Source organism: Streptosporangium amethystogenes subsp. fukuiense (assembly GCF_042665875.1).
In the GTDB taxonomy this organism is placed as follows: domain Bacteria; phylum Actinomycetota; class Actinomycetes; order Streptosporangiales; family Streptosporangiaceae; genus Streptosporangium; species Streptosporangium fukuiense.
Map to the genome: position 1 here is coordinate 600415 of NZ_JBHTEE010000001.1, position 24432 is coordinate 624846.

Below are 24432 nucleotides of genomic sequence, written 5' to 3' on the forward strand. Positions count from 1 at the left end.
GTGCCCCACCATGCCCCACTGTGCCCCGCCGCGCGTCTCCCATGGGGCGGCGCGTCGGTGGCGCGGGGAATCCCGGCCCCGAGGGGCCGGGAGAAGGGCGACGACGGTGGCCCCGCCGGTGCTCCGCGAGGGCTAGGACTTCATGACGCGGGCGATCAACTCCTCGACCTGGCCATTGAGCTTGGCCCCCCGGGGCCACCCGGCGTAGTGGGTGAGGAAGATGACGATCTCGCGCAGCTCGTCGGGGGTGAGGTCACCGGTCCTCAGCGCCGCGTCCAGCTGGAGCCCGACGACATCGTCCATGCCCTGCCCGACGAGCAGGCCGACCAGCAGCAGCCGCCGGTCGCGGGTCGAGATCCCCTCCCTGGACCACACCTCGGCGAACAGGTGCTCGACGGTCATCCCGAAGAAGTCGCCAGGACCGTCCCCGACGTGATCCCAGCCGTAGACCTGTTTCATGATCTCCAATCCGCGCCTCCGGCGGTCAGGAGTGTCATTCGTGTGATCGCTCATGGGGCACTCCGAGTCCGTCGGCCAGCCGTTCGAGGGCGAGGGCGGCCAGGGGGGTCTCCACCCCTCTGGCCTGTGCCAGTTCCAGTGCGAGGGTAAGATCTTTCTCCCCCAGAGTCCTAACATGTAGCAATATGTCGTACCAGGGATCGTCCGGCGTTACAGGTCCCGTCGTCTTCCTCAGCATGATCGCCCCCGGGCCGCCGGTGATCGCGTCCGAGTGCTTGACGGCCCGCGCCAGTGCCTTCAGCGAGATCCCGCACGACTCGGCCAGCCGCTGCGCCTCCGCCGCCGCGGCGAACGACGCGAAGTGCAGCAGGTTGCGCGCCAGCTTCGCCCTGGTGCCGGCCCCGGCGGGGCCGACGTGCAGCACCAGCTCCGCCCAGCGCCCGAACGGCTCCTCGCACCGCTCGGCCGCCTCCTCGGAGCCGCCCACGAACACCGCCAGTCTGCCCTGGTGGGCGCCCATGAAGCCGCCGCTCACCGGGGCGTCCACCACGTGCACGCCGTACGGCTCGGCTTCGGCCGCCAGTTCCTCGGCGGTGGACGGGGCGATCGTCGAGTGGACGGCGACCACCGTGCCCGCCCTCGCGGCCGGCAGTCCGGCACGCACGACCTGGCGTACCTGCTCGTCGTCGAGGACCATCACCTCGATCAGATCGGCCTCGGCCATGATCTCCAGCGGGTCCGGTACGGCCCGCGCGCCCTTCTCCACCACCGGCGCGCACGCCTCGGCCCTGATGTCGTGCACCAGCAGCCCTCCGGGCCAGTCGGCCAGGTGCGTGGCCATCGGCGCGCCCATCTGCCCCAGCCCGATGAATCCGAGTCTCAATGGAGAACCCCCTTGTTGATTCGAAGGTCACTCGATCGGGGTTGCGCCCATGTCGCGCCGCTCATGACCGGATCACCTGCCCGCCGTCCACGTTGAAGATCTGCCCGGTGATCCAGCCCGCCTCGTCCGACAGCAGGAACAGGCACATCCCCGTCAGGTCCTCGGGCCGGCCGAGCCGCTTGAGCGCCAGGTCGTCGACCATCCGCTTGCGGTAGCCCTCGGGGACCACCGCCCGGGTGGCCTCGGTGTCGGTGGGGCCGGGGGCTATCGCGTTGACCCGGATGCCCATGCCGCCGAGTTCGTGGGCGAGCTGCTGGGTCAGGCCGTTGATCCCGACCTTGGCCAGGCCGTAGAACCCGGAGTAGACCCACGCGGCGGTCGACGACTGGTTGACGATCGAGGCGCCCTCGCCCATCAGCGGATAGCAGGCGCGCACGCAGTTCAGCGCCCCGTCCAGGTTCACCGCCATGAACCTCCGGTAGTAGTCCCAGTCCACGGTGATCAGGAAGTCCAGCCTCATCCCGCCGTAGATCGCGGCATTGTTGACCAGGTAGTCGAGCCTGCCGAAACTCTCCCTGGCCACCGAGGCCATCGCCCTCGCCGACTCGGGGTCGGCCACGTCGGTTCTGACGAACACCCCGCCGACGTCCTCGGCCACCCGCTCGCCCGGCTCGGTCTCCAGATCGGCCACCACCACCTTCGCGCCCTCGGCCGCCAGGGCGCGGACGTAGGCCTCGCCGATTCCTCGCGCGCCGCCGGTGACGATCGCCACCCTGTTCTCGAAACGCATCACTGACCTCCGTGAGGGGTGGCGACGACCTTGCTCTCCAGGTACTCCTCGAAGCCGAGCACGCCCATCTCCCGGCCGACCCCCGACTGCTTGTAACCGCCGAACGGCACGTCCCCGCCGTACCACTGCCCGCCGTTGACGCCGACCGTTCCGGTCCGCAGCCGCCTGGCCACCGCCAGCGCGCGCTCCTCGTCGCCCCCGTGCACCGCGCCCGACAGCCCGTACGGCGAGTCGTTGGCGATCCGCACCGCGTCGTCGTCCCCGTCGTGCGGCACGGCCACCAGTACCGGGCCGAAGATCTCCTCCTGGGCGACCCTCGCTGAGTTCGGCACCCCGACGACGAGGGTCGGCTCGATCCAGAAACCCCTGTCCCGCTCCGGTGGCCGCCCGCCGCCACAGGCGAACGCGCCGCCCTCGTCCACGGCCAGCCGCAGGTAGGACTCCACCCGGTCCCGCTGCGCGGCCGAGATCACCGGTCCGCAGACGGTCCCGGGGTCGGCGGGGTCGCCCACCCCCAGCTTGCCCAGCGTCCTGGCCGCGGCGTGCACACCCTCGTCGAACCGCGCCCGGGGCAGCAGCAGCCGGGTCGTGATCGCGCACCCCTGTCCGGCATGGGTGGCCACCGCGAAGGCCGCCATCGCCGCGGCCGAACCGATGTCCGCGTCCTCCAGCACGATGTAGGCGGACTTGCCACCCAGCTCCAGGAAGACCCGCTTCACGGTCGCCGCCGCCGAGGCCATCACCGAGCGGCCCGTCGCGGTGGAACCGGTGAACGAGACCAGGTCCACCCGCGGGTCGGCGACCAGCTGGGCGCCGAGCGCGTGCGAGGAGGAGGTGACGACGCCCAGCACGCCCGGCGGGAAGTCCGTCTCCTGCTGGACGATCCGCGCCATGAACTCGGCCACCAGGGGAGTGTCGGGGGCGGGTTTGAGCACCACGGTGTTGCCCGCCGCCAGCGCCGGGCCCAGCTTGGCCAGGTTGATCTGGTGCGGGAAGTTCCACGGGGTGATCGCGCCGACCACTCCGGCGGGCTCGCGCAGCAGGGTACGCCGCGACGTCATGCCCATCGGCGCGCCCACCCCCAGGTCCCGCGACCACTCATAGGACTCGGCGAGGTCGGCGAACCAGCCCAGATCCGCCACCGGAGCGTCCAGCTGGGGGCCGTACGTCAGGAAGACCGGGCAACCTGCCTCCGCCACCGTCAGCTCCCGCAGCTCGGAGGCGTGCGCGACGAGCCCGTCCCGCAGCTGGCGCAGGCAGCGGGCACGCAGCCGCGGGTCGGCGGACCACGCCCCGGCGTCGAACGCCTCCCGCGCCGCGCCGATCGCCGCGTCCATGTCGGCGGGTGTCCCGTCGCGGGCCTCGCCGACCACCTCCTCGGTGGCGGGGTTGACGCTCGCGAACCGGCCGCTCATCGCCGCCCCCTTACGGCCGGAGCCCGCTCCGGCACGCGCCCGGAGGGCGGCGCGGCCCGTTCCGGAACCCGGCGCGGCGCGCGGCCGGGCCGGCGGCTCACGGGCGGTCCCAGAGAGCGACGGGAGCACCGCCCAGCCGGTACCAGCCGTCGGGTCTGCCGCCGGCGCGCTCCATCCGGCGCTTCATGCCGTCGGTCAGCACGCCCGCCTGGATCATCTCCACGAACAGCGCGGTGGCGTTGCCGAAGTCGAACCAGTCGCGCTGCCACGACCACTTCATCTCACCGGCGTACCTGAACCACGAACCGCCGATCCCGGCCACCTCGTACGGCGTGCCGTCGGGGCGCGTCGCCTCGGCGACCTGCTTCCAGAAGCCGACCACCTCGCCGGCGACCTCGTCGACGAGGACCTTCTGGTACGGGTACCGCCAGCCGTCCAGACCGCCCATCTCCTGGCCGAGCGCGATGTCGCGGATCTCCTGCCGGCCCACGGCCATGAACTCCAGTTCGGGTCCGAGGTTCCAGCCGTAGGTGGCGTCCTCGGTGTAGAGGGAGGCCAGCGGCCTCCAGTCGCCGAGACGTTCGCACTCCCGGTTGGACGACAGCCACAGCCGGACCATCTCGTCCAGCTCTTCGCGGGGATACATCAGTCCTCCAGTCGCAGGGCCCGGGTCGGGCAGTTCCGCACGGCTTCGCGCACCGCGTCGAGCAGGGTGTCGGGCAGAGAGTCGGGCAGGGCGTCTCGCCGAATCTCCACCACGCCGCGTCTGGGCACGGAGAAGACCTCCGGGGCGGCGAACTCGCACTCGGCGTGCCCCTGGCACAGGTCGGGATCCAGGACGACCCTCATCGGGCCCGCCTGCGGTAGCGGACCGCGCAGGGCCGCCGGAGCTGGACGACCATCTTGCTGTGGTCGTTCTCGTAGCTGTCCAACGGCTGGGCGGGGGCGAACTCCCAGTCCCGCAGCAGCACCGAGAAGATCGCCTTCAGCTGGACCATCGCGAACTGGGCTCCCACACAGCGATGCCTGCCGGCCCCGAACGGGATCCACGTCCACCGGTTGACCAGGTCCTCCTGGCGCGGCTCCGCGTAGCGCCCAGGCTGGAACTCGTCCGGCGCGGGGAAGTCGCCGGGCAGCCGGTTGGAGATCGCGGGGGAGGCGGCCACCAGATCACCGGGCTCGATGTCGTACCCGCACACCCGCTGCGGTGTCTTGGCCACCCGCATGAGCAGGATCAGCGGCGGGTGCAGCCGCAACGCCTCCTTGATCGCCGACTCCAGCACCGGGATCTCGCGCAGCGCCTGGAAGCTCACCGCGGAGCCGTCGGCGTACAGCGCGTCCAGCTCCCCGGTGACCTCCGCCAGCACCGCCGGGTTGCGCAGCAGTTCGATGAGCGTCCAGGCGGCGGTGCCGGAGGTGGTGTGGTGCCCGGCGAACATCATCGAGATGAACATCCCGGTGACCTCGTCGGCGCCGAAGCGCGGCGTGCCGTCCTCGTTCCTGACCGAGAGCAGCACGTCCAGCAGGTCGCGGTCCTCCCGCGCCGCGGGACCGCGCGAGTCCATGATCTCCTGGACCAGCGCCACGAGCCTCACCCTGGCCTCGTCGCGGCGGCGGAACGACTCGATGTCGGCGTACGGGTCCACGAACGCGATCGGGTCGGTGCCGCGCTCAAGATCGTGGTAGAGGCGTGCGAACCGCACGTCGAGCTGCTCGCGGAACCTCCGGCCGATCAGACACGAGGAGGAGGTGTAGATCGTCAGCTCGGCGAACCAGTCGAGCAGGTCGATCTCGCCCTCGTCGCCCCAGAGCGCGACCAGCTCCCTGACCTCCCGCTCGATGGTCTCGGCGTGCCCGCGCATCATGGTGGCCCGCAATGCCTGGTTGTGCAGCATCTCCTTGCGCCGCTCGGGCGGGGCGTCGAACACCACGCCCTCCCCGAAGATCGGTTTCATGAACGGGTACGCCTCGGCCTGGTCGAGGTCCTCCTCCGTGGAGCGGAAGAAGAACTCGTTGGCCTCCGCGCCGGACAGCAGCACGACGGGCCGCCCCGCCAGCGCGAACGTGCCGACGTCCCCGCACTCCTCCCGCACCCGCCGCATCAGCGCGATCGGATCGGTGCGCAACTCCTCCAGGTGCTCACTTCCCGACACCGCCGGAGGTCTGGTAATCATCTCTCTCCTTCGCGCAGGGGGGCTTCGGGTTCTATTTCGAGGAGGGTTATGTGGGCGCCGCGGGGCATGGAGACGACGGCGAGGACGGCCGCGGCCACGTCGCGGGGTTTGAGGAAGCGGTCGTGTCTGGCCAGCCCGAACCTCGTCCAGTCGTCCAGGACCGGTTGCAGGACCTCCACGGGCCAGGTGGATCCCATGCCGGAGAGCGTCGGGCCGGGGCGCAGGATCGAGGCGCGTACCCCGGTGCCTTCCAGTTCCATCTGCATCGCCCTGGCCAGTCCCTCCAGCCCGTTCTTGGCGGCGACGTAGGCGCCCATCCGGGGGCGCGGCAGGCGTACGACGTCGGAGGTGACGAACACGATGTCACCGCGGCCCCTGGCCGCCATCGCGGGGACCACCGCGGACACGAACCGCTGGGTGCCGACGAGGTTGAGCTGGAGTTGAACCTCGAAGGAGGGGGTGGAGGTCTGGTAGGAGTTCTCCGGCGTCACCTCTCCGGCGCAGGTGACCACCACCTCTATTTCACCTAACGCTTGCTCGGCTCCGGAGACAAAAAAAGAGACGGACTCGTCCGAGGTCACATCCAGCGGCAGCGCCACCGCCTCCCCGCCCCCGGCCCGGATCTTCGCCGCCAGTTCCTCGCAGATCGCCGTCCGGCGCGCTCCCAGCGCCACCGGATACCCGGCCTCCGCCAGTCCCACGGCCACGGCCGCGCCGATGCCCGACGAGGCCCCGGTGACCAGGACCGGCCTGCGCTCGGGATGCGGGGGAATTCTCGGCATGGGAAACCTCCATGGTCAGCGGCTCGCGTACGGCTCGGTCATCGGGGGCGGTGGGGACTCGGATGGTCCGGACGCCGGTCGGGCGACACGGTGAGGGGCGTTCGGGAACCCCGGCCGGCGGGCGGCGCTCCGGATACCTCGGTGGCGGTTCATCGGCGTGTCACGCTCATCGGCAGGTGGGCGAAGCCGCGGACGTTGGCGGAGTGCACCCGTTCCGCCGAGGCCAGGTCGATCTCGTAGCCGGTGATCTGCCGGGCCAGCTCGCCGAGCACCACCCGCGCCTCCAGCCGGGCCAGTGAGGCGCCCAGGCAGAAGTGGCCGCCGCGGCCGAAGCTGATCAGTTCGCTGGTGTCCCGGTCGAGGTCGTAGCGGTCCGGGTCGGGGAACACCCGTCCGTCGCGGTTGGCCGAGCCGACCAAAAGCAGCAGCCGGGAACCGGCCGGCAGTCGCGTACCGTACATCTCCACCTCGCCGGTGACGCGCCTGGCGAGCATCTGCGAGGAGGTGTCATAGCGAAGGGTCTCCTCCACCCACGGCCCGATCGCCCCGCCCAGCGCCTTGGCACCCTCCGCCGGGTTCAGGTACGCCCAGTACAGGGCGTTGGCGAGCAGCTTCGTCGTGGTCTCGTTGCCCGCGACCACCATCAGGAACAGGAACGCGATGATCTCCTCGTCGGTCAGCCGGTCACCGTCGATCTCCGCGTCCAGCAGGGCGCTGGTCAGGTCCTCGGTCCGGTGCGCGCGGCGTCGCGCGAGCATGTCGGAGTAGTAGACGACCAGATCCAGCGAGGCGGCCATGCCCTCCTGCGGCACGTCCTGCAGGCCGTCGTCGCGGTGCACCACCACGTCGGCCAGCCGTCGCAGCTCCTGCCGGTCGGACTCGGGTACCCCCATCAGCTCGGAGATCACGTCCATCGGCACCCGTCCCGCGACGGCGGTGACCCAGTCGAACCGTCCGGACTCCAGTGCCGGCTCCAGGTACAGCCGGGTGATCTCCCTGATCCTCGGCTCCAGGGCGGCCACCCGGCGCGGGGTGAACCCCCGCGAGACCAGCGCCCGCATCCTGGAGTGCCGGGGCGGGTCCATGGCCAGGAAGGACATCGTCCGGTGCGCCTTCGGCCCCCACGCGGTGGGCTCCAGCGACACTCCGTACCCGTTGGAGTAGGTCGCGGTGTCCCTGAAAGCGGCGCTCACGGCACCGTGCCGGGACAGCGCCCAGAAGTCCAGCTCCTCGTTGCGGTAGAGCGGCGCCTCCTCCCTGAGCCTGGCGTAGATCGGATACGGATCCTCATGAACCACGTAGTCATAGGGGCTGTACACGAGCTGTGTCGATGGCGACGCTAACGCGTCGCGGTTCGGCCGCTGGGACCCGGGTCCTTCCCTCGTCGAGCGGGGTCGTTCGTTCCTCACGACCCCGCCCTCCTCGGTCCAGTCCCCGGCGCGGCCTCACGGGTTGCCGGCGACGCTAACGCGTCGCGGTTCGGCCGCTGGGACCCGGGTCCTTCCCTCGTCGAGCGGGGTCGTTCGTTCCTCACGACCCCGCCCTCCTCGGTCCAGTCCCCGGCGCGGCCTCACGGGTTGCCGGCGACGCTAACGCGTCGCGGTTCGGCCGCTGGGACCCGGGTCCTTCCCTCGTCGAGCGGGGTCGTTCGTTCCTCACGACCCCGCCCTCCTCGGTCCAGTCCCCGGCGCGGCCTCACGGGCCACTCCCTCGGGGCGGTTCGTCTGGCTCGTTCCTGGCAGGGGTAGCCGGCGCGGCCTCATGGGCACTCCTCGGTACGGGGGAAGATGGTTCTGGCGGTGGTGGCGAGGAGGTTGGGGAGGTCGCGGTAGGAGAGGTGGCCCATCCCCGCCTGGACCAGCGCGCCGTAGAAGGCCAGTTCGAAGGCCTGCAGGGCGGCGGGCGAGGCGTCGGTGGCGCCGGAGATCCGCTCGTGGACACGGAGCCCGATGCGGGCACGCAGCCGAAGGACATTGGGCTCGTCGGCGAGCATCGCGGTGGTGCACGCGGCCGAGAGCGCCGGGTCGTCGGCGACCAGCAGCGCCACCGCGCTCAGCGCCTCGGCGGCCCGGTCGGCGGGGGAGCCGCCGGGGAGCGGGTCCGGTTCCGGCAGGTCGCGCAGCCGCCGCCAGAACACCTCCGCCAGCAGGTGGTTCTTGGAGGCGAAGTAGGTGTAGGCGGTGGCGGGCGCGACCCCGGCCCGTTTGGCGACCCCGCGCACCGTCAACCCCTCGTACCGGTGCTCGGCGACCTCCTCGACCGCCGCCTCGGTGAGCCTGCGCACGGTCTCGGCCTGCCGGCCCGACAGCCGGGCCCGGGGCGCCTCGGTGGTCCTGGGCATTGTCGCTCCTCAAACTGGACACCTGTCCAGAAGCTAGCCCACGCCCCGTCACTTGCCTAGTCCCAAACTCCCGGAGGAACCGGCCGTCTCCGAACCTTCTCGCCCCGCGGGACCGGTACGAGGCACGGGTGCCAGAGCCCGCCACAATGGGAGCGGCTCCACTCGTGGCATGAGAGCCGTGGAATCCTGAAAAGTCAGGAAAGGGGAAGCGGATGGGATGCGTGCTTGTCACCGGGGCCTCGCGGGGGCTCGGTGCCGCCATCGCCGTGCGGCTCGCCGAGGACGGCTGGACCGTCGGCGTCAACTACGCCCACGACACCGCGGGTGCCACGGCCGTCGTCGAACGTATCTCCGCGGCCGGAGGCCGGGCGTTCCTGGCCCGTTTCGACGTGACGGACGAGGAGTCGGTACGGCGGGGGATCGCGGAGGTGACCGAGAAGGCGGGGCGGGTCGAGGTCGTGGTCAACAACGCGACCGGACCCCAGCCGCTGGTGCCCCTCGCCGAGCAGACCTGGGAGCATCACCTCGACCAGCTCCGGTTCTTCGTCAAGGCGCCGCTGCTGATCCTGCGGGCCGTGCTGCCCGCGATGCGCGAGGCCGGTTCGGGCCGGATCGTCAACGTGGGCAGCGAGGTCGTCGACCTGGGCAACGTTGAGATGGGGCACTACGTCGCGGCCAAGGCGGCGATGCACGGCCTGACCCGTTCCTGGGCCAACGAGCTCGGGCGGTACGGCATCACCGTCAACACCGTCGAGCCCGGCTGGATACCGGTGGAGCGCCACGAGGGAATGGACGTCGAGGAGTACCGTGCGGGCCTGCCGCTGGGCCGGATGGGAGTGCCCGCCGAGGTGGCCGACGCGATCGCCTTCCTGGCCTCGCCCGGCGGCCGTTTCATCACCGGCCAGCGCCTGGCGGTCAACGGCGGCAACACCATGTCCTGAGACCCGCGGGGCACCGCCTCGCCGGCTGGTCGGCCTTATCCCGTCGTCGTTCTCACGGCATGTACCGTGCCGCCGATGGTGGACCGGGGCGTCCGATGACACGGCGTCATCGTGGTGCTTCGATTCCGGTCCTGGGCTGACGGCCCTCGGCGGTGGAGTCCGGTTGGGCGAGAACCGCGCTTGCGACGGTGAGGTCCTGCCAGGACATGCCGACACTCTTGAACACGACCCGACGGCCGACGGCGAGGGAGACGGTACCGGTGACGACGGCCTTCATCGGGATCAGGTCGCCGGTCTCGATGGCACCCTCGCTCTGGGCGAGGATCACGTCGCCCGCTTCGCGCAGGGCGGTGTCGATGTCCTCGACGATCACCGATGCCGTCGCGAGGAGGGCACTGTCGAGTTCGCGTGCGTCCGGTTCGTGTGAGCCGATGGCGATCACGATCGCTTCGGGCGAGACGGCATCTGCGGGGAACAGCGGCGCGCGTGCGCTTGTCGCGCAGATGACGACGTGCGCGGTGGCCAACGCCGCCCTGACGTCCTCGCTGCCGGCGCGGATCATGTCGCCCCGTTCACGGACCGCTGCCGTCGCCTGTTCCGGCCGACGCACGACGAACGTCACCGTGGCGACAGGAGCGTCGACGACGGCGGCGAGGGTGTCCACATGTGCGACCGCCTGGGGTCCACCGCCGAAGACGACCACTCGCAACGGTTCACGGATGCGGCTGAGGGCGGGGCGCACCGCTGCTACGGAGACGGCGGGCGTGCGAAGGGTCGTCAGCGCGGTGCCGTCGAGGATGGCCTGCAACGTCAGCGTCGCCGCGTCGAACAGGAGGTAGCAGGCCTGGATGCGCGGAAGTCCCGACGCCGGGTTCTCCGGTGCGACGGTGGCGACCTTCACTCCCGCGTGCCCGCCGACTTCCGAGGGCATGAGGAGGAAGTGGCCGTGACCGGTGTGGGCCGTGGTCCGCGCGGTGTCGGATGCGGGGTCGAACCCGGCGGTGAGCGCAGCCGTGATCGCTTCTACGGCGTCGGCGGGAGTCAGGGCCGCGGTGACTGCCGCGGTGTCGAGATAGCGCACGCCGTTCATCGAAACACGAACCCCGGAACGAGAGGATCGCGGGGGTCGACCTCGAACGTGGAGGTCGAGATCCGGTATGCATCACCGCTGGTCGTCCGTGCTCTGTCGGGTGCGCGTGCGCCTTTGCGTGAAAGCGTGAGCCGGCGATCGAGTCGTGCACGAGGTGCTGAACGTCACGAGCGCCGTATTTTGACGGGTCGTCGGCCGGGCCGGCTTGGGAAATGTCCGCCCAAATCTTGAGAGCGCTCTCAGAAGAGCAGGGTTTGGGTCGTCCGGCCAGCGGTGATGCGGTCGTATCGCGTTGTAAAAGGCCTGATAGGCGGGGTTTACAAGCCGCGAGCCCTGTATCGAACAGGTGTTCAGCTGAGAGAGCGCTCTCGCGAAACTATTGACTCGGCAGCGTCACAGCGTAAGGATCTGCGAAGTGCGGACTCGGGGGCCGCCACGACCGTCGCTGTGCCTGGAGAACGGACCTTCGATGATCAGACCCTTCGCCCGGCCGGGCGCCAACCGGAGCAGGCTCGCGGTGCTGGCGAGCCTCACAGTCCTGGCGGCCGGTGTCGCCGGGATCCCGAGCGCGGGCGCCGAGACCGCGACGGGCGGCCGGCAACCGGTGATCGGCAAACCGGCCCTGGACGCCCGAGGCTGTGCCCGTATCGAGAAGAAGCTGCCCACCCTCGCCGAGTGGCCCAAGGTCGACAGCGCCATCGATCAGAACCGGTCGGACGAGAAGCGGGTGGCGAAGATCCTCGCGGGCATGACGCTCGCCGAGAAGGTCGGCCAGATGACCCAGCCGGAGATCAGCGCGATCACTCCCGACGAGGTCAAGCAGTACTTCATCGGCTCGGTGCTCAACGGTGGCGGCGCGTGGCCCAACCGTGACAAGCACGCCGCGCCGAAGGCCTGGCTCGATCTCGCCGACGCCTACTGGAACGCCTCCGTCGCCACCCGGACGAAGATCCCCGTCATCTGGGGCATCGACGCCGTCCACGGCAACAACAATGTCTACGGCGCGACGGTCTTCCCGCACAACATCGGCCTGGGCGCCGCGCAGGACCCGTGCCTGGTGCGTGACATCGGGGCGGCGACCGCCAGGCAGATCCGCGCCACCGGCCAGGACTGGGCGTTCGCGCCCACCCTCGCCGTCCCCCTCGACGACAGGTGGGGCCGTACCTACGAGGGCTTCTCGGAGGACCCCCGGATCACCCGCGCGTACGGCTACGAGGCGGTCAGGGGACTGCAGGGCAAGCACCCGCGCGGCATCGGCTCCGACGGCGTCATCGCCACCGCGAAGCACTTCATCGGTGACGGCGGCACCATCAAGGGCGTGGACCAGGGCGTCAACCCCTCGTCCGAGGCCGAGATGATCAACGTGCACGGCCAGGGCTACTACAGCGCGCTCGCAGCCGGCGCCCAGAGCGTGATGGCGTCGTTCAACAGCTGGACCAACGCCGACCTCGGTATCAACGAGGGCAAGCTGCACGGCAGCAAGCGAGCCCTCACCGACATCCTCAAGCAGAAGATCGGCTTCGACGGCATCGTCGTCTCCGACTGGAACGGCATCGGCCAGGTCGCCGGCTGCACCAACGCGAGCTGCCCGCAGGCGATCAACGCGGGCATCGACGTGGTCATGGTGCCCAACGACTGGAAGGCGTTCATCGCCAACACGATCGCCCAGGTCCAGAGCGGCGAGATCCCGATGGCGCGCATCGACGACGCGGTGACCCGCATCCTGCGCGTGAAGCTGCGCACCAACGTGCTCGACGGGCCGAAGCCCTCCAAGCGGGCCTTCGCCGGTTCCAGCGACGCGCTGCAGGCGAGGAGGCTCGCCAGGGAGGCGGCGCGCAAGTCGCAGGTCCTGCTCAAGAACAACGGCAGGGTGCTGCCGCTGGCCGCGAACTCCAAGGTCCTCGTGGTCGGCAAGAGCGCCGACAGCCTGCAGAACCAGACCGGCGGCTGGACCCTCACCTGGCAGGGCACCGGTAACGTCAACGCCGACTTCCCCAACGGCACGACGATCCTCGGCGGCCTGCGCGAGGCGCTCGGCGCGGCCAACGTCACCTTCAACGAGACCGGCGAGGGCGTCGACCCCTCGGCGTACGACGCGGTCATCGCGGTGATCGGCGAGACGCCGTACGCCGAGGGCGTCGGGGACCTCGCGCGGCGCTCGCTGGAGGCCGCCAAGATCTACCCCGCCGACCTCGCCGTGCTGGATCGGGTCAGCGGCAAGGGCGCGCCCGTCGTCACCGTCTACGTCAGCGGCCGGCCGCTCTGGGTCAACAAGGAGCTCAACCGCTCCGACGCCTTCGTCGCCGCATGGCTGCCGGGCACCGAGGGCGGCGGTGTCGCCGACGTGCTCGTCCGGGGCAGGTACCGCGACGGCTTCACCGGAAAGCTGCCCTACTCCTGGCCCAAGAGCGCCTGCCAGACGCCGCTCAACGCGGGCACCGAGGGCTATGACCCGCTCTTCCCGCTCGGCTACGGCCTGCGCAACGGCCAGAGCGGGGCGGTCGGCACGCTGGACGAGACCGCGCCCGAGTTCGGCTGTGGCGGGCAGGGCGGCGGCGGTGAGGCGAGCGAGGATCTGGAGATCTTCAACCGGACCGACATCGCGCCCTACAAGAGCTTCATCGGTTCGGCGGAGAACTGGGGCGGCACCGAGATCGGCGCCGACGGCCAGGCGTCGCACGCCGAGATCTCCGTGGTGCAGTCGGACGTCAACGTGCAGCAGGACGGCCTGAAGGCGACCTGGAGCGGCACGGGCCCGGCACAGATCTACCTGCAGGACCCGGCGGGCGGCTCCGACCTTCGGGGCTACCTCAACTCCGATGCGGCTCTGGTCTTCGACACCATCGTCCACCAGGCCCCGGCCGCGAGGACCGTGCTCAGCGTGCACTGCGTCTATCCGTGCCTCTCAGAGGTGGTGGCGACCTCCCTCTTCCAGGGACTTCCGGCCGGGAGCAAGTCGACGGTCAAGATTCCCATCGCCTGCTTCGCCGCGGGAGGCCTCGACCTTGAGGTGGTCAACACCCCGTTCCTCGTCTACACCGACGGAGCGTTCTCCGCCTCGTTCGCCAACATCCGCTGGGTGCCGAAGGCGGCCAACGACCCCGACGCCAAAAAGTGTGAGGACCTGACCTAGGGCTCTTCGCGCACGAGAGATCCGAGGGACGGGACTCGGTGGTCCGGCCACCGAGACCTGTCCCTCGCGTCTCCGGTCCCGGGCAGGTGGGTCAGTCCGTGGGCAGCAGGGTTCCGAGCGGCCCGAGGTCGAGGTTGAGGTCGGAGGGGGAGAGTCCGAAGCGCTCGCACAGTTCGGTCATCGCCTCCTCCAGACGCATGAGCGTCAGTCCCAGCACCTCGACCTGCTCGTCCGACAGGTCACCCCGGTCCATCCGGCGCACGCACTGGCGTTCCACCAGTTGCCGGATGAGCTCGACGAGGGTGAGCACGAGGCGGGTCAGGTCCCGCTCGACCGTCTCCGGGTCGGTGTTCACCCGCCAATGGCCGCTCCGCGCCGTCCCCCGTGCCGTTCCCCGAGCCGTTCTACGCGTGTTCCGGAAACCCTCCCACACGCCGCCGGCCCCCTCCCACACCCCACCGGTCCTCTCCCACACCCCACCGGCCTCCTGCCACACCCCGCCCGCCCCGCTCACCTCACCGGAGCTCCTCCGGGTGTTTTCGGAAGTCCTGGGCGAGGTCTCGGCGGGCACCCGCGCCCTGCCGGACGCCTGCCGCGCGGTGCGTGGGTCCTCCACGGCGGCACGGGGTCTCTTCCGGGTGACACCGGGGGCCTCCGTCTCGTGGAGCTTCTTTTCTGACGGGCGGTTCACCGCGGGAACCCCTGGTCCGGTGAGTCGAGCGCCTTCGCAGGGGCGGTCGCGCCGAAGGTCCGTGCGACCGTGACCGTGCCGGGCGGGTTCGCGGAGGGGACCGGGTCGATCGCCCACACGGATGTGATCAGGGCGCGTAGGGAGATGCGGACGAGGTCGACGTCCGCGATGGAGAGCACGAGGTCGCCGCTGACGACGACCCCGCCCGCCAGCAGCCGGTCGAGCAGGTCGACGAGCGCCACGCGTTCGGCGGGAATGCGTCCCTGGGCGGCGAGCTCGGCGCCGCGCGGGCGGTGGTCACGTGTCATCGGAGGTCTCCCGGTCGGCCGGGCCGAGATCCAGCGCGGTGAAGGAGTAGGGCGCCCAGGGGCCGGTGAGCTCCACGTCGATCCCCTGACCGCGCAGACCGTCGACGGTCGCGACGAACTCCTCCGCGCGGTCCTCGTCGACGAGGTAGGCGCCGTTCAGCACCATCGGGTCCTCGCGGCCGGACAGCTCCGGATCCTGGGGCCGGTGACGATGACTCGCGACAGCGGTGGCGGCCACGGTGGCGTGGATGTGCTCCGCGCGCTCAGCCGTCAGGCGCCACGTCTCCTCCCGGCCGCGCAGATTCGCCCGGCGACGTTTCAGGTAGGCCGTACCCGGCCTGTCGTCCTCCGGCTCCGCGGCGGAGTCGGCGGAGTCGGCCGAGGGGGAGTCGGCCGCGGCCGCACAGGCGTACGCCTTCACTCCCCACTCCCTGCGACCGGTGACGCGGGCGAGCACCGCGGCGAAGTCGTCATGCCTGCGGTGCAGCAGGTCACGGACCTGGTCCTCGGTGCTGTAGACGGTCACCAGCCGGACCGGTGCCGTGGGAGCCTGCTGTGACACGGCCTCCACGACGCGATGGTGAGCGCGGGCCGTCCCCCCGACCCAGTCCAGATCCTCCAGGGAACGCCGCAGCGGCTCCTCGCCGAACTCGTCCAGGGGAACCGGGCTCACGTACGCGACCAGACCCTCGTGCGTGATCGCACGTACGGGGGCCCCGGCCACGCCCGACACGTCGGCGGGCAGAGCGCGGCCCAGGTCCTGGGAGATCGCGTAGAGATACGTACCGGCCTCAGCCATCGCGTTCCCGCTTCCTCAACCTGTCAGGTTCGCTGTACTCCCGTGGCCCTCTGGCACCTCTCGACTCCTTGACCTTCCTGGGGGATCTCTCTTCCCGCTCGTCTGGCCCGCCCTCCCCGGCGGCGGCCAGTTGACGGCGGAGACGGCGGTTCTCCGCGACCAGGTCTCGATCCTGCGCGGTGACCCACGGGTCGTGCTCCCACCAGTCGATGCCCAGTTCCCGGGCGGTGTCCACCGAGGCGATGAGCAGGCGCAGCTTGATGGTGAGCAACTCGATGTCCAGCAGGTTCACTCGGATGTCGCCCACGATCACGATGCCTCTGTCGAGCACCCGTTCCAGGATGTCGGCGAGATTGGCGGGACCCCCGTTGCTCGCCAGGCCCCCGCCGTAGGCCCTGGGGAGCGTGCCGGATCGCCCCACCTCGGCCATGTCAGCCCACCTCGCCGCTGTCGGGCCTGCCTCGCCGATAGCGTCGCACCCTGCGGTATGACAGGAGGTTCCCTTCGGCGTCCATCTCGGCCCGGTAGAGCGAGAGCATGTCGCCGGAGGAGGGGACGTGACGGTCCTCGACGACCTCGACCTCGACCAGCCAGCCGTCCTTCTCCGGCCGGACCAGTGTCACCCCTTCGGTGTCCTTGTCGATCAGCTCGGCGATGTGCCGCCGTCCGGTCGCTCCGGCGGTCGTCGCGGACAGCATGTGGGAGCGCCGTCGCGGTCGCCGGGCGGACTTCACCGACCGGCCGTCACTATCCGGCTCCTCCTCCTCTTCGTCGTCCTCGATGTCTTCGTACGACTCCTCGCCCTCGTCGAAAGCCTCGTCATCGTAGGAATCGTCGGTAGGGCGCTCCTTGCGAGGGCTGCGTTTGACAGGCACGGGCTCACTCTCCTCATCGTCTCCCGGCCGGCGTGGCCGCACCGGCTAAATGATCATCCCTTGGAGGATCTCCTCCGCGGCCTGGGCTTCCTCCTCCTCGGAGATCTCACCGGCGGCCCTCGCCTCTGCCAGCTCCTCCAGGCGGCGCCTGACCGCCATGGGGCTCCAGAGTTCCTGCTCGGCCTGCTCCTCAAGCAGTTCCGCGAGCCGGACCAGCCCGCGGACCGGTGCGAACGGCAGACCCAGGATCAGTCCTAGAGGTCCCACGTCATCACCCGTTCTCCTGTGTCCTGACGAAGTCGTACGGTGCCAGCGGGCCCAGCAGTCGTAGCCCGACCAGGCCCTCCCAGCGCTTTCCGAACACGTCCAGGGCCTTTTCGATATCCGGCTGCCGGTCGGTCCGCACGAGCAGGGCGAGGTGGGCGGCGTCCTGTTCATGGGTGGGATCGCGCACGGCGATGTCGACGCAGAGCGGAGTGAGGGCATCGACCAGTGCGGCGGTGTCGGTTTCGCGTCTGGCTGTGATCGACGCGTTGATCAGTTCTCCGATCCGCATTCTGGTGTCCCAGGTCGCCTCCTCGGGGAGGTCGCGGATCTCGTCGCGCAACCTCGCTATCTCGGGGTTCTCCTCCAGCACCTTCCGTAGGACGGCCTGCTCGACATAGCGCCCCTTCACCACGAACTCCGCCTGTCCCTCCAGGTCGTTCAGCGTGACGAGGAACTCGTCGTGGTGTGGCATGAGCAACTCGTCGACGACCGCCCGGGTGTCCGTCACCACCGCCCCGAAACGGATCGGGAGCACGGGCACCTCCGCGGCGGCTTCGTCCAGCAGTCGCTCGTGGGCCATGAGGTCATTCGGCCTGCCCAGCGGGCGATCGGTGGCCACGTCGCTTACCAGGGCGGCGATCTCGCCGTACCGCACCAGCCTGACCGCGCCCGGCGGGTCTCCCACCCCGATGGTGTCCGAGGTCAGTTCGACGTCCGCCGGGACGATCCCGTAGATGTAGACACCGGTGCCGGGCCTGGACGCGCCGGATCCCCTGGTGGCGGCGGTCCCCCGCCGCTCGGAGGCGGAACGCCTCTGGGTGGCGCGAGCGCCGGACGTGGACCCGCCGGACCCGTCGGACCGGGCGGCCTCCGGCTTCGCGCTGGAAGCGTGCATCTCACCGCTCCTTCCGTCGTCTGGGCCGGGGTGCCGTTTCGCGCTCCTCCTCGGGCTCCTCCTCCTCGGATTCGCCGGTCAGACCGCTGAGCTTCTCCTTGGCCGCGTCCAGCACCCCGTGTGTCGCCCCCTTGGCCACCGACTTGCCGCCCCCCTCTGTCATGTCCTGCACCATTTCCGGCAAGGTCTTCTGGGAGCCGGTCTGGGTGAGGTCGAGGCGGTTGACGGCCTTCGCGAAGCGCAGGTAGGTGTCAACGCTGGCCACCACGATCCGTATGTCGATGGTCAGGAGTTCGATTCCAACGAGAGAGACTCTGATGTAGGCGTCGATCACGATCCCCTTGTCGAGGATCGTGTCGACGACGTCGGCCAGCCCCGATGCGGATCGGTAGCCGGCGGCCCTGCCCCCCTGAACGACGGTCATGGCGTTCCTCTCTGGTTACCCGCTGCGACGTGTCCGGTCACACTTGGGCGGGGGTCTTGCGGCGACGGGCGGGCCGCTTGGACGGTTTCTTCGCGGCGGGTTTTTCAGGTTCCTCTTCTTCCGCCTCCTCTTCCTCCTCTTCCTCCTCTTCCTCCTCTTCTTCCTCTTCTTCCTCGGGTTCCTCGGCCTGTTCCTCCTCGCCCTGCTCGCCCTTCTCCTCTTCCTCGGGGCTCTCCGGTTCGGCCTGTTCGTCCTCGGAGCCCTTGGCCTCCTCCTCTTCCCGGAGGGCCGTCTCCTGGTCCTTGACGACCTTGCTGTCGCGGATCTCGCCACGCCATCCCTGAAGTTCGTCGGGCTTCAGGAGCACCTGGTTCATGATGTGCCGCCGGAAGTGCTTGAGTTCGAGGCGCACCCGTCTGCCCTGGGCGCGCCACAGGTTGCCGGTGCCCTCGAACAGGCCCTTCGGGTGGTACTCCAGGGTGACCAGAACCCGGGTGAGGTCGGGGGTGATCTCGTGGAAGGTCACGATGCCGTCGACGTACCCCTTCGCCCCCTTCGAGCGCCAGATGATCCGCTTGTCGGGCACCTGCTCGATGATCGTCGACTCCCAGGTGCGGTGGGACAGGAAGATCTGTGCCTTCCACTCCAGCTTCTCGTCAGATGGCTGGTCGACGTTCTCGACCTTCTTCATGAACTTCGGGAAGTCTCCGAACTGGGTCCACTGGTCGTAGACCATGCGTATCGGAACGCCGATGTCGATGGATTCGACGATGTTGGTTATCTTCAACTTCCCGCCTTTCCCGCCCTTGCCGCCGCCTCCGGTGATCTTCTTGACCAGGCCGCCGATCGCCTTCTTGCCCAGTCCCTTCACCAGGCCGCCGGCCAGGGATCCCCCCGAGCCGGTCAGCGTGCTCAGCAGGCCCGATCCACCGCCTCCGGCATAGTCGGTCAGCTTGCCGGTCATCCCTTTGACCTTGTCGCCCACCGTGGACAGCGCCCGCTCCCCGACGGCGCCGAGGAGATTCTGGAACTCGTGGGTGAGCCGGTCCATGGAGTTCTCCTGGCCGTTGTGCTCGGGGCGCTGCTCTTTCTGGTCAGTCTGGCCCTTGGAGGCCTTAGCCATGGGGCTCACCCCCGTGCCTTGGCGGGCGCCCGCCTGGTTCGCGACGGTTCGGACTTGCGCTGACTTGAGCCCCGGCCTCTGGACCTGGCCGGTGCCGGCTCCTCCTCCTCTTCTTCTTCCTCTTCCTCCTCCTCTTCTTCTTCTTCCTCCTCCTCAGGCTCCTCTTCCTCCTCCTCCTCTTCTTCCTCTTCTTCCTCTTCCTCTTCGTCCTTGGGCTGGGACTTCTTCGGGGGTTTCGCAGTCTTCCCGCGACGCTTCCGGCCTTCCTCGGGCTCTTCCGGTTCCTCCTCGGCCTCCTCGGGGTTCCGCAGTGACTCGGCTCGGTCGTGCAGCTTGCCGCTCAGCGAGTCGATCTGTCTGGTCATCATGGATTTGGCGGCGTCCTTGCCCGCCTCCAGGAGGTCGCCGCGAATGCTTTCGGTGATCTTTTCCAGTTCCGGAGAGGAACCGAGTATCTTCAGCCCCTGCTGCAACAGGTCGCCCTTGCCGCCGCGCAGGTGGCCGGTCACACCGGCGATGGCCAGCATCGTGGCCAGCCGTACTTTCCCGCGCCCCAGAAGGTAGCCTCCGGCCACGGCAAGGGCCATTCGCACCATGTTGTTCACGATCACCACTCCCTGTCGTTGTCCTGCTGCAGAGTCCGTCTCATCTCTTTCGAGTCCTCGGGGCCGGACCCCGTCGGCACATCGCAGAGAAAGACGACATTGACCAGAGCTGACGCCCGTTGCGGTGAATATGGGAAGAGCATCCCGTTCCAACAATTTCATTTCCCCCTACCCTGGAAAACCCCCACAAAAACACATATGGGCAAAAAGGGGACAAAAGGGATATTGTTCTGGTCTGGCCTGCCCGGGGGTGGATTCCCGTCGTGGGCCGGAGGTGAAACACCCCTCCGTCCGCCTCTGGCCTACGGCAGAGGTCGAGAGTTCAATGATGTGTCGGGGGTCAACGGCGGAGCTTTGTAACAAGTGGAGCCAGGTTCCCGGAAAGATTTGGTCAAGGTTTCCGAGATGAATGGGTCGAGAAAGGAGAGAGGCGCTTAAAAAACGGGCACAACCATCTCGTTAACCCGTAAAGCGGAGGTACAGCCCTGGTGAGAAGATCGAGGGCCGGGTTCGCCGTGATCGCCATGGTGGTCGTTTCCGCCATGGTCGGCGGGCTCACGGGATGTGCACGTGCGGAGTTCACCTACGTCCGCCACGACGACGGGCAGACATACTTCAAGGTTCCGGCGGCCTGGCGGAAGGTCGACCAGACGGCGCTGGACAAGGCGACCATCGGAGCCGACCTCGAATCGGCCACCGCGCAGCTGCGCAAACAGCTCATCTGGTCGACCGCCTACGACGCCCACAGCAAGCCGTCTCCAGACCACCTGCTCGGCTACGGCACCGAGGACGAACCATTCGTCTTCGCCCGGATCGCCAAGCTCCTCCCCGAGGAGCGGGACGCGCTCTCCCTGAACAGCATGCGCAACTCCGTGCTGCCCGTCACCGAGACGGTGCGCGAGAAGTACGCGGAGATCCCCGGCTATCCGCTGAAGGACTTCGAGCTTCTCGCCGACGAGGTGCTCCAGCCCGGAGACGGCCTGCGCGGGGTGCACGTGCGGTTCAACTACGCGATCGAGGGCGCCGGGACGGAGACCTTCGACCTCACCTCCTATCTGGCCCCGGACGGCAAGCAGATCTCCACCCTGCTGATCCGCTGCTCGGCCGCCTGCTACCGGAAGCGCGCCGGGGAGTTCGACAGGATCGCGCAATCTTTCAAGGTCAAACGACTCACCGGGTGAGGAGAAGCCCGTAAATGAAGTCACCTCCGCCGCCCCCCACCTTCGAAGGACTAAGGGCCCCCGGCTCGGGTCCGACGGATCCGCATCCCGACAAGCGCAAGAAGATGCCTTTCTGGGATCGGATCAAATTCCTCCTCATCCTGACGATCATCTACTTCATCCTGGTATGGAGCGAGATGGCCTCATTCGAGGGCATCATGACATTCCAGGACGCGATGATCACCACCGCTGTCGCGGCGCCGTGGATCTTCTGGCTCCTGGGAGCCGAGTTCCTGCGCCAGCTCCACTTCTTCGTCAGCGAGCGCTCCGCCGGATACAACAGGTTCTGGACGCGCGGTGTGTTCGGCGGCTTCGAGCGCTGGACCCATCGCCGTTTCTCCGACTGGAATCGCTTCAGGATGGCGCGCGCCATCAAGTGGCTGTTCTGGATCGCGGTGCTCGCCCTCATCCTCGGCGAGGTGCTGGACACCTCTCCCGCGCTCGCGCTGTTCCAGGCGCCCGCGCTGCTCTGGCAGGCGCTGCCGTACATGGCGCAGCTCGCCTTCGCGTTCTTCTTCATCGCCTTCCAGTTCATCGGCCTGTTCTGGCTGCTGTCGCGGGGCGGCGTGGAGACCTACTTCCCCGACGACATCAAGACCCGCTTCACCGACGTCTGGGGCCAGGACCACGTCGTCGAGCGGGTCAAGGAGAACATCGTCTTCCTGGAGCGGCCGGACGCGATCGAGGAGCGTGGCGGCTACGTGCCCAGCGGCCTGCTGCTGTGGGGCCCGCCGGGCACCGGCAAGACCCTGATGGCCGAGGCGGTGGCCGGGGAGACCGGCAAGCCGTACGTGTTCGTCGACCCCGGCGCGTTCGTCAACATGTTCATGGGCATCGGCATCCTGAAGGTGAAGTCGCTGTTCAGGAAGCTCCGCAAGCTCTCGTTGCGATACGGGGGCGTGATCGTCTTCTTCGACGAGGCCGACTCCCTCGGACGGCGTGGCTCGCTGGCGCAGCAGGGGCCCAGGGGCGGCCCCGGATTCTCCCCGCACGTCGCGGGGTGCCACGGATTCGGCTACCTCAGCGAGGACACCCGCTGGTTGCTGACCCGCAAGGGCGCGGCGGAGCGGGAGGAGCCGGACACCGGCCGCAGCCGCTTCATGATGGGTGGCATGGGTGGCGGGGGCGGCGACCCGGGCACGCTGCAGGCGCTGCTCACCGAGTTGTCGGGGCTGAAGAAGCCCCGGGGCATCGTCAACCGGCATGTGCGAAGACTCTTCGGCATGCGGCCCAAGCCGCCGCCGAAGTACCGGATCCTGGTCATGATGGCCACCAACATGCCCAACTCGCTGGACGAGGCGCTGCTGCGGCCGGGCCGCATCGACCGCATCTACAAGGTGGGCTACCCGTCGAAGGCGGGCCGGGTCCGCACCTACCGGGGCTACTTCGACAAGGTCGACCACGAGCTGACCGACGAGCAACTGGACAAGCTGGCGACGATCACGCCCTACGCCACCGGCGCCACGATCAAGGACCTGGTGAACGAGTCGCTGATCACCGCGATCCGCGACGGCCGGGAGGTCATCACCTGGTCGGACGTGACCAGGGCCAAACGGCTCAAGCAACTCGGGCCACCCGAGGACGTGGAGTACATCGAGCGCGAGCGGCACGCGGTCGCCGTGCACGAGGCCTGCCACGCCGTGGCGGCCTACCGCACCCGCTACCACCTTGAGATCGACATCGCCACGATAGAGAAGGGCGCCGACTATCTCGGCATGGTCGCGAGCATCAAGCCCGAGGACCAGTTCACCCGCTGGAAGTCCGAGCACGAGGCCGACATCATGGTCTCGCTCGCCTCGCTGGCCGGGGAGCGGATGTTCTTCGGCGAGGACAACTCCTCCGGCGTCTCGGGTGACCTGTTCTCGGCGACGTACCTCACCGCGCTGATGGAGGCGCACTGGGGAATGGGGCGCGGAGTGACCTCGGTGCCCGCGCTGCAGGAACTGGAGATCATGGGAGGCAAGTCGATGCCCAAGCCCGGTGGCGGCGGCATCGGCTTCACCAAGGCACCGGGGGGCGGGCAGCCGCCGGCCCCCGACGTGCTGGGTGAGCGCATCGAGTTCAACCTGGTGCGCCTGCTGGACCGGACCGAGGAACTGCTGCGGGAGCATCGGAGAGACGTCCTGTGCCTGGCCCACGCGCTCGAGACGCACAAGACGCTCAACGGTGACGACGTGGTCGCGATCCTGGAGCGGAGGCAGGGGCCGCTGGTCGACGGCTCGGTCTATCTCTCGGAGGACTTCTACGCCGAGATCGAGGAGTATCACCTGGAGGCGGCACGGGCGCATCGCGAGCACAGCCACGTGTCGCGCACCCTGCCCGTCCCGGCGGCCCAGCTCAGGCTCGAACCCGCCGTCGCGGTCGTGCAGGGAGCGGTGGTGATAGGCAACGGCAACGGCAACGGCAACGGCGCCACGATGCCGGCCGGGCCGGACTTCGTGCCGTGGGGTGACGGCGGTCCGGTGCCCCGGCAGGCGTCGCCACCGCCCGTGCCGTCGCCGCACCCTCCGCCGTCCGGTGTTCCCGCGTCGCGGGGCGGGCGGCTGAAGGTGGTGCTCCTGGTCGTGGTCAGCCTGGTGGCGCTGGCGGCCTTCACGCTGCTGGGCGTGTACGCGCTCAATGGCGGAGGTGTCGTGCTGGGCGGGGCGGGCTCGCCGGAGTCGGGCACGCTCCCGGTGGTGCTCGTCGCCGTGCTGGCCGCGATCGTGGGAGCGGGCATCGTCGCCACGGTCACCCGGGGATCGCGGGCCGCCAGGGCCAGGGCCGAGGCCCAGCGTGACAGCGCCGTGGAACGGGCGCAGTTGCTCGCCGCGGCGATGGACCCCGAGGTCGCCATGCGAGTCCTCGGCTACAAGGGCACCGATGAGCGGCCCCCGCGCTGACGGTTCCGAACACGCACAGCCCGCCGGGCCGAGGCCGCGGGCGGGCTGTGCGGCCGGGAGGTTCCGGGGGAGCCGGCGAGCCGGTTCCCCCGAAAGGCCCGTCAGTCGAACTCGCCGTCCTTCACGCCGCCGACGAAGGCGTCCCACTCGCTCCGGGTGAACGCCAGAGCCGGGCCGCCCGGATCCTTGGAGTCGCGGACGAGGTAAAGCCGATCGGCGTCGGCCTTGTGTCGGGCGACGGCCGGATCACCGGGGACGACCGCCACCTCCACGCAGTCGCCTCCGTTGGTGCTGCGACCGCTCTTACGCCACTTGGCGCCGGACAGATCCATCGT

At 69.3% G+C, this 24432-nt stretch carries 26 protein-coding genes; 4 read left to right on the forward strand and 22 right to left on the reverse strand.

Features of this window, described 5'->3' with window-relative positions; translation table 11 throughout:
• Positions 1-132: 132 nt before the first annotated feature.
• The 10 genes from ACFQVD_RS02605 to ACFQVD_RS02650 all read right to left on the reverse strand — a co-directional run bounded on the left by ACFQVD_RS02605 (position 133) and on the right by ACFQVD_RS02650 (position 8844).
• On the reverse strand, positions 133-459 hold the full coding sequence (locus ACFQVD_RS02605; protein ID WP_245651864.1) for a carboxymuconolactone decarboxylase family protein: 327 nt from the start codon (positions 457-459) through the stop codon (positions 133-135).
• A gap of 34 nt (positions 460-493) precedes the next feature.
• Positions 494-1342 (reverse strand): NAD(P)-dependent oxidoreductase, encoded by an 849-nt coding sequence (locus ACFQVD_RS02610; protein WP_343983079.1) that lies wholly within the window; start codon positions 1340-1342, stop codon positions 494-496.
• 61 nt (positions 1343-1403) lie between these two features.
• Entirely contained in the window at positions 1404-2132 is a 729-nt protein-coding gene (locus tag ACFQVD_RS02615) for an SDR family oxidoreductase (protein WP_343983076.1), read from the reverse strand.
• The gene (locus ACFQVD_RS02620) at positions 2132-3676 is read right to left on the reverse strand and encodes an aldehyde dehydrogenase (RefSeq protein ID WP_343983073.1); all 1545 of its coding nucleotides are present in this window, start codon (positions 3674-3676) and stop codon (positions 2132-2134) included. The genes ACFQVD_RS02615 and ACFQVD_RS02620 overlap by 1 nt, the downstream gene beginning before the upstream one ends.
• A complete protein-coding gene (locus tag ACFQVD_RS02625; RefSeq protein ID WP_030922986.1) occupies positions 3645-4193 on the reverse strand; it encodes a Cif family virulence factor in 549 nt (182 codons plus the stop codon). The genes ACFQVD_RS02620 and ACFQVD_RS02625 overlap by 32 nt, the downstream gene beginning before the upstream one ends.
• A complete protein-coding gene (locus tag ACFQVD_RS02630) occupies positions 4193-4396 on the reverse strand; it encodes a ferredoxin (protein ID WP_343983068.1) in 204 nt (67 codons plus the stop codon). The genes ACFQVD_RS02625 and ACFQVD_RS02630 overlap by 1 nt, the downstream gene beginning before the upstream one ends.
• Complete coding sequence (locus tag ACFQVD_RS02635) at positions 4393-5721, reverse strand: cytochrome P450 (protein ID WP_343983064.1); 1329 nt, start codon at positions 5719-5721, stop codon at positions 4393-4395. Before ACFQVD_RS02635 ends, ACFQVD_RS02630 begins: the two co-directional genes overlap by 4 nt.
• Positions 5718-6503 (reverse strand): SDR family oxidoreductase, encoded by a 786-nt coding sequence (locus ACFQVD_RS02640; RefSeq protein WP_343983061.1) that lies wholly within the window; start codon positions 6501-6503, stop codon positions 5718-5720. The genes ACFQVD_RS02635 and ACFQVD_RS02640 overlap by 4 nt, the downstream gene beginning before the upstream one ends.
• Positions 6504-6652: 149 nt before the next feature.
• Positions 6653-7822, reverse strand: coding sequence for a cytochrome P450 (locus ACFQVD_RS02645; protein ID WP_343983058.1), 1170 nt, complete (start codon positions 7820-7822; stop codon positions 6653-6655).
• Positions 7823-8262: 440 nt separating this feature from the next.
• A complete protein-coding gene (locus ACFQVD_RS02650; protein WP_343979389.1) occupies positions 8263-8844 on the reverse strand; it encodes a TetR/AcrR family transcriptional regulator in 582 nt (193 codons plus the stop codon).
• A gap of 212 nt (positions 8845-9056) precedes the next feature.
• On the opposite strand from ACFQVD_RS02650, the gene ACFQVD_RS02655 reads away from it, so the two are divergent.
• Positions 9057-9785: an SDR family oxidoreductase gene (locus ACFQVD_RS02655; RefSeq protein ID WP_343979392.1), complete on the forward strand. Its 729-nt coding sequence runs from the start codon at positions 9057-9059 to the stop codon at positions 9783-9785.
• 106 nt (positions 9786-9891) lie between these two features.
• Here the strand turns inward: ACFQVD_RS02655 and ACFQVD_RS02660 are convergent, their stop codons facing one another.
• Positions 9892-10875 carry an ornithine cyclodeaminase family protein gene (locus tag ACFQVD_RS02660; protein ID WP_386270489.1) on the reverse strand — a complete coding sequence of 328 codons (984 nt, stop codon included), beginning with the start codon at positions 10873-10875 and terminating at the stop codon, positions 9892-9894.
• Between the two features lie 469 nt (positions 10876-11344).
• On the opposite strand from ACFQVD_RS02660, the gene ACFQVD_RS02665 reads away from it, so the two are divergent.
• Complete coding sequence (locus ACFQVD_RS02665) at positions 11345-14008, forward strand: glycoside hydrolase family 3 N-terminal domain-containing protein (protein WP_343979400.1); 2664 nt, start codon at positions 11345-11347, stop codon at positions 14006-14008.
• A gap of 91 nt (positions 14009-14099) precedes the next feature.
• Here the strand turns inward: ACFQVD_RS02665 and ACFQVD_RS02670 are convergent, their stop codons facing one another.
• The 10 genes from ACFQVD_RS02670 to ACFQVD_RS02715 all read right to left on the reverse strand — a co-directional run bounded on the left by ACFQVD_RS02670 (position 14100) and on the right by ACFQVD_RS02715 (position 19917).
• Positions 14100-14624, reverse strand: a complete 525-nt coding sequence (locus tag ACFQVD_RS02670) for a gas vesicle protein K (RefSeq protein WP_386270490.1) — start codon at positions 14622-14624, stop codon at positions 14100-14102.
• Positions 14625-14695: 71 nt separating this feature from the next.
• A complete protein-coding gene (locus ACFQVD_RS02675) occupies positions 14696-15007 on the reverse strand; it encodes a gas vesicle protein (protein WP_343979406.1) in 312 nt (103 codons plus the stop codon).
• Positions 14997-15806, reverse strand: coding sequence for a GvpL/GvpF family gas vesicle protein (locus tag ACFQVD_RS02680; RefSeq protein ID WP_343979409.1), 810 nt, complete (start codon positions 15804-15806; stop codon positions 14997-14999). The genes ACFQVD_RS02675 and ACFQVD_RS02680 overlap by 11 nt, the downstream gene beginning before the upstream one ends.
• Positions 15799-16236: a gas vesicle protein gene (locus ACFQVD_RS02685; protein ID WP_343979412.1), complete on the reverse strand. Its 438-nt coding sequence runs from the start codon at positions 16234-16236 to the stop codon at positions 15799-15801. Before ACFQVD_RS02685 ends, ACFQVD_RS02680 begins: the two co-directional genes overlap by 8 nt.
• A gap of 1 nt (position 16237) precedes the next feature.
• A complete protein-coding gene (gene gvpO / locus ACFQVD_RS02690; protein ID WP_343979415.1) occupies positions 16238-16681 on the reverse strand; it encodes a gas vesicle protein GvpO in 444 nt (147 codons plus the stop codon).
• Between the two features lie 45 nt (positions 16682-16726).
• On the reverse strand, positions 16727-16948 hold the full coding sequence (locus tag ACFQVD_RS02695) for a gas vesicle protein GvpG (RefSeq protein ID WP_030922954.1): 222 nt from the start codon (positions 16946-16948) through the stop codon (positions 16727-16729).
• Positions 16949-16952: 4 nt separating this feature from the next.
• On the reverse strand, positions 16953-17843 hold the full coding sequence (locus ACFQVD_RS02700) for a GvpL/GvpF family gas vesicle protein (RefSeq protein ID WP_343979421.1): 891 nt from the start codon (positions 17841-17843) through the stop codon (positions 16953-16955).
• Position 17844: 1 nt separating this feature from the next.
• Positions 17845-18267 (reverse strand): gas vesicle protein GvpJ, encoded by a 423-nt coding sequence (gene gvpJ / locus ACFQVD_RS02705; RefSeq protein WP_343979423.1) that lies wholly within the window; start codon positions 18265-18267, stop codon positions 17845-17847.
• Between the two features lie 37 nt (positions 18268-18304).
• The gene (locus ACFQVD_RS02710; protein ID WP_343979426.1) at positions 18305-19390 is read right to left on the reverse strand and encodes an SRPBCC family protein; all 1086 of its coding nucleotides are present in this window, start codon (positions 19388-19390) and stop codon (positions 18305-18307) included.
• 5 nt (positions 19391-19395) lie between these two features.
• Positions 19396-19917: a hypothetical protein gene (locus ACFQVD_RS02715; RefSeq protein ID WP_343979429.1), complete on the reverse strand. Its 522-nt coding sequence runs from the start codon at positions 19915-19917 to the stop codon at positions 19396-19398.
• Between the two features lie 566 nt (positions 19918-20483).
• Here ACFQVD_RS02715 and ACFQVD_RS02720 point away from each other — a divergent pair.
• Together ACFQVD_RS02720 and ACFQVD_RS02725 are read left to right on the forward strand one after the other, a co-directional pair.
• Positions 20484-21176 carry a hypothetical protein gene (locus tag ACFQVD_RS02720; RefSeq protein WP_343979432.1) on the forward strand — a complete coding sequence of 231 codons (693 nt, stop codon included), beginning with the start codon at positions 20484-20486 and terminating at the stop codon, positions 21174-21176.
• A 14-nt stretch (positions 21177-21190) separates the two neighbouring features.
• Entirely contained in the window at positions 21191-24097 is a 2907-nt protein-coding gene (locus ACFQVD_RS02725) for an AAA family ATPase (RefSeq protein WP_343979435.1), read from the forward strand.
• A gap of 101 nt (positions 24098-24198) precedes the next feature.
• On the opposite strand, the gene ACFQVD_RS02730 is transcribed toward ACFQVD_RS02725, so the two are convergent.
• Positions 24199-24429: a DUF397 domain-containing protein gene (locus ACFQVD_RS02730; RefSeq protein ID WP_343979464.1), complete on the reverse strand. Its 231-nt coding sequence runs from the start codon at positions 24427-24429 to the stop codon at positions 24199-24201.
• Positions 24430-24432: the final 3 nt, after the last annotated feature.